This is a genomic window from Clostridium tarantellae, assembly GCF_009295725.1.
Taxonomy (GTDB): Bacteria; Bacillota; Clostridia; order Clostridiales; family Clostridiaceae; genus Sarcina; species Sarcina tarantellae.
Genome location: NZ_WHJC01000354.1, coordinates 1 through 3,138 on the forward strand (window position 1 = coordinate 1; position 3,138 = coordinate 3,138).

At 24.4% G+C, this 3,138-nt stretch carries 4 protein-coding genes; all 4 read right to left on the reverse strand.

Going from position 1 to position 3,138, the window contains the following annotated elements; translation table 11 throughout:
- On the reverse strand, window positions 1–922 hold a 922-nt coding region (gene dinB / locus GBZ86_RS14280), incomplete at its 3' end, for a DNA polymerase IV (RefSeq protein ID WP_152891774.1).
- A gap of 83 nt (window positions 923–1,005) precedes the next feature.
- Entirely contained in the window at window positions 1,006–1,986 is a 981-nt protein-coding gene (locus tag GBZ86_RS14285; protein WP_152891776.1) for a calcium/sodium antiporter, read from the reverse strand.
- A 105-nt stretch (window positions 1,987–2,091) separates the two neighbouring features.
- Entirely contained in the window at window positions 2,092–2,256 is a 165-nt protein-coding gene (locus GBZ86_RS17380; protein WP_170272275.1) for a hypothetical protein, read from the reverse strand.
- A 79-nt stretch (window positions 2,257–2,335) separates the two neighbouring features.
- Complete coding sequence (locus GBZ86_RS14290) at window positions 2,336–2,974, reverse strand: peptidylprolyl isomerase (protein WP_152891778.1); 639 nt, start codon at window positions 2,972–2,974, stop codon at window positions 2,336–2,338.
- Window positions 2,975–3,138 lie beyond the last annotated feature (164 nt).

Consider the following 3,138-nt stretch of genomic DNA (forward strand, 5'->3'; position numbering starts at 1 on the left):
AATTTTCAAAGGTTGCTCTTTTTGAAATATTTTGAAAGTCAAAAAACTTAATTTTAAGGGTTATAGTATAACCTTTAGTTTTATTATTCAATAATCTACGTTCTACTTCTTCTGATAATTTTAATAAAATAACCAGTATTTCTTCAAATTCTATTAAACCTTCTACTAATGTTATTTCTTTTCCAATAGATTTTCTTATTCTATTAGGGTTAATTTCTCTATCATCTATTCCTCTAGCAAAATTATATAATATTTTTCCTTTATCATTGAATAAATGAACTAATTCTTTTTTATCAATTCTTTTTAAATCACTACCTGTGAAAATTCCGATATTATTTAGCTTATTTTTTGTTACTTTTCCAACTCCCCAAAACTTATCTATTGATAAACTTTCTAAGAAAATATTTGATGTTTTAGGAGTTATTACTGTTAATCCATTAGGTTTATTAAAGTCTGAAGCAACTTTTGCTAAAAATTTATTGTAAGAAACCCCTGCTGATGCATTCAATTTAGTTTTTAAATATATTTTTTGTTTAATTTCTTTAGCAATAACTGTAGCTGATTTAATATTTGATTTATTTACAGTAACATCTATAAAAGCTTCATCCAAAGCAAGTGGTTCTACTAAATCTGAATAAGAGTAAAGTATATTCATAATTTCATTAGAAACTTGTTTATATAAATTCATTCTACTTTTTACAAAAATAGCATGAGGACAAAGTTTATAAGCTTCCATAGAAGACATAGCAGAGTGAATACCAAATTTTCTTGCTTCATAAGAACAAGTAGCAACAACCCCTCCTCTATTAGGATCTGCTCCAACAATTATAGGTTTTCCTATTAACTTTGGATTATTTATTTGCTCAATTGATGCATAAAAAGCATCCATATCTACATGTATAATTTTTTTCGTATCTTCCATAATACTCCTTTCTAAGATATAAAATTAAAATATTATAAAAAAACAGCTAATTCAATTAATTTAAAATTGAATTAGCTTTTATTTTAATTTCTCATAATTATAAAAATAGTATAACCTATATAAATAAATATAAGCATTAACCCTTCTGGTTTAGAAAGTATTTTTACTTCTTTTTTATTAGCAAATATTAATCCTGCTACAAGTAATGTAATAAATATTAAGAATAATAAATCAGTTATTAGTGCTGATGATATAGCCATAGGGCTAATAAATGAAGCTAATCCTAAAATTAATAGTATATTAAATGTATTAGAGCCTAAAATATTACCTAAGGCTATTTCATTTTCTCCTTTTTTAGCAGCTACTAAAGAAGTTACTAATTCAGGAAGTGATGTACCTATAGCTACTATGGTTAATCCAACTAATTTTTCACTTAATCCTATGTTGTAAGCTATATTAGTTGCAGAATCAACTACTAATTTACCTCCAAAAATTATTCCCAAAACCCCAACAATAGCAATAAGTATTTTATTAGATAAATTTATTTTTTGTGATTCTACTGCTGCTTCCATAGCTATATCCTTTTCTATTGATTCTTTATTATTTTGTTTTACACTATATATTAAATATACTATATAAATTATACATAAAGAAATTAATATAAATCCATCAAATCTTGTCAAAGTATTTTCACTTCCAAAAATTTTAAGAAAGGCCAAAGCATACAATAAAAGTGTTGCAGTTAAATTTACAAATAAATCTTTTTTTATAGTCTTTTTTTCAATTATTAAAGGAGCAACTATTGCAGTTGCACCAAGTACAGCTATTGTATTAAATATATTAGATCCTAATACATTTCCCATTGTGATTTCATTATTTTCTCTTATAGATGACATTACACTTACAGCTAATTCAGGAGCACTTGTCCCCAATGATACTATAGTTAATCCTATAATCACTGCTGGTATTCCAATTTTTTTTGCAATGGCAGCTGCACCATCTACAAAAAAATCAGCACCTTTTATAAGTAGTATAAACCCTAAAATTAATATCACATAATTCATTTTATGTCTCCTTATTAAATATATAATTTTTACATTAATTATTTTGTATAATAGTGAAAAAATATATTCCTTTTTTTAAAAGATAACCTATCTTTTTTAATCAGCTCATGTGCAAAATTTATGCATTATATGTATATATTCTTTATCACTTAAAGATTTTATATATTCTTCATAATGATTTTTATTACAAAAAACTCCTATATTACTATTAAAATAATTTTCATCTATAAACTTATTACAATATAAACATATAAAAGTATTTTTTTTCATAAGTAAATTATTCCTTTCTTTATAAATACAAGTTTAAATAAAGAGAGGCTTTACCTCCCTTATTTAAACTTTATTAAAATTATCTTTCATTTATTTTTTCAGGTTTTTCATATTTTACACCTTTAGTATCAACTTTAATTTCCTCTATTTTAACCTCTTTAGTGGGTTTATCGTTATTTCCTGTTTTCGTATTTTCTATTTTATGTGCTACATCCATTCCCTCAATTACTTTAGCAAAAGCAGCATAATTTCCATCTAAATGTGGTGAATCTTTTGTTACTATAAAAAATTGACTTCCAGCGCTATTTGGATTTTGTGATCTTGCCATAGAAATAATGCCTTCTGTATGTGCTAAATCATTTTCAAATCCATTAGCAGAAAATTCTCCTTTTATTGAATAATCTGGTCCACCTGTTCCAGTTCCTAATGGACATCCTCCTTGAATCATAAAATCTTTAATAACCCTATGAAAAGTTAAATTATTATAAAATCCTTCATTAGCTAATGAAATAAAATTTTTAACTGTTTCTGGTGCTTTATTAGGATATAATTCAGCTGTTATTGTTCCATAATCTTTTACTTTTATTGTTGCAATAGGTAACTCTGAATTTTCATTGGCTGAATTATTTTTTTGTCCACATCCAATTAACACAAAACCACTTAATACAATACAGGAAATAATAGCTTTAACTCTCTTATTAAATATTTTTCTCCCCATAAATCCTCCCATTAATTTTATATAATAAAACAATTATACAGTATTATTAATTTATAAAAAAGATTTTATGTTAAATATTATCAAAATTTCTTTAATTTTTCATATTTTATCAGTAAAATTTAACTTCTAAAAATATAAAATCATATTCTTAAATCACATACTAT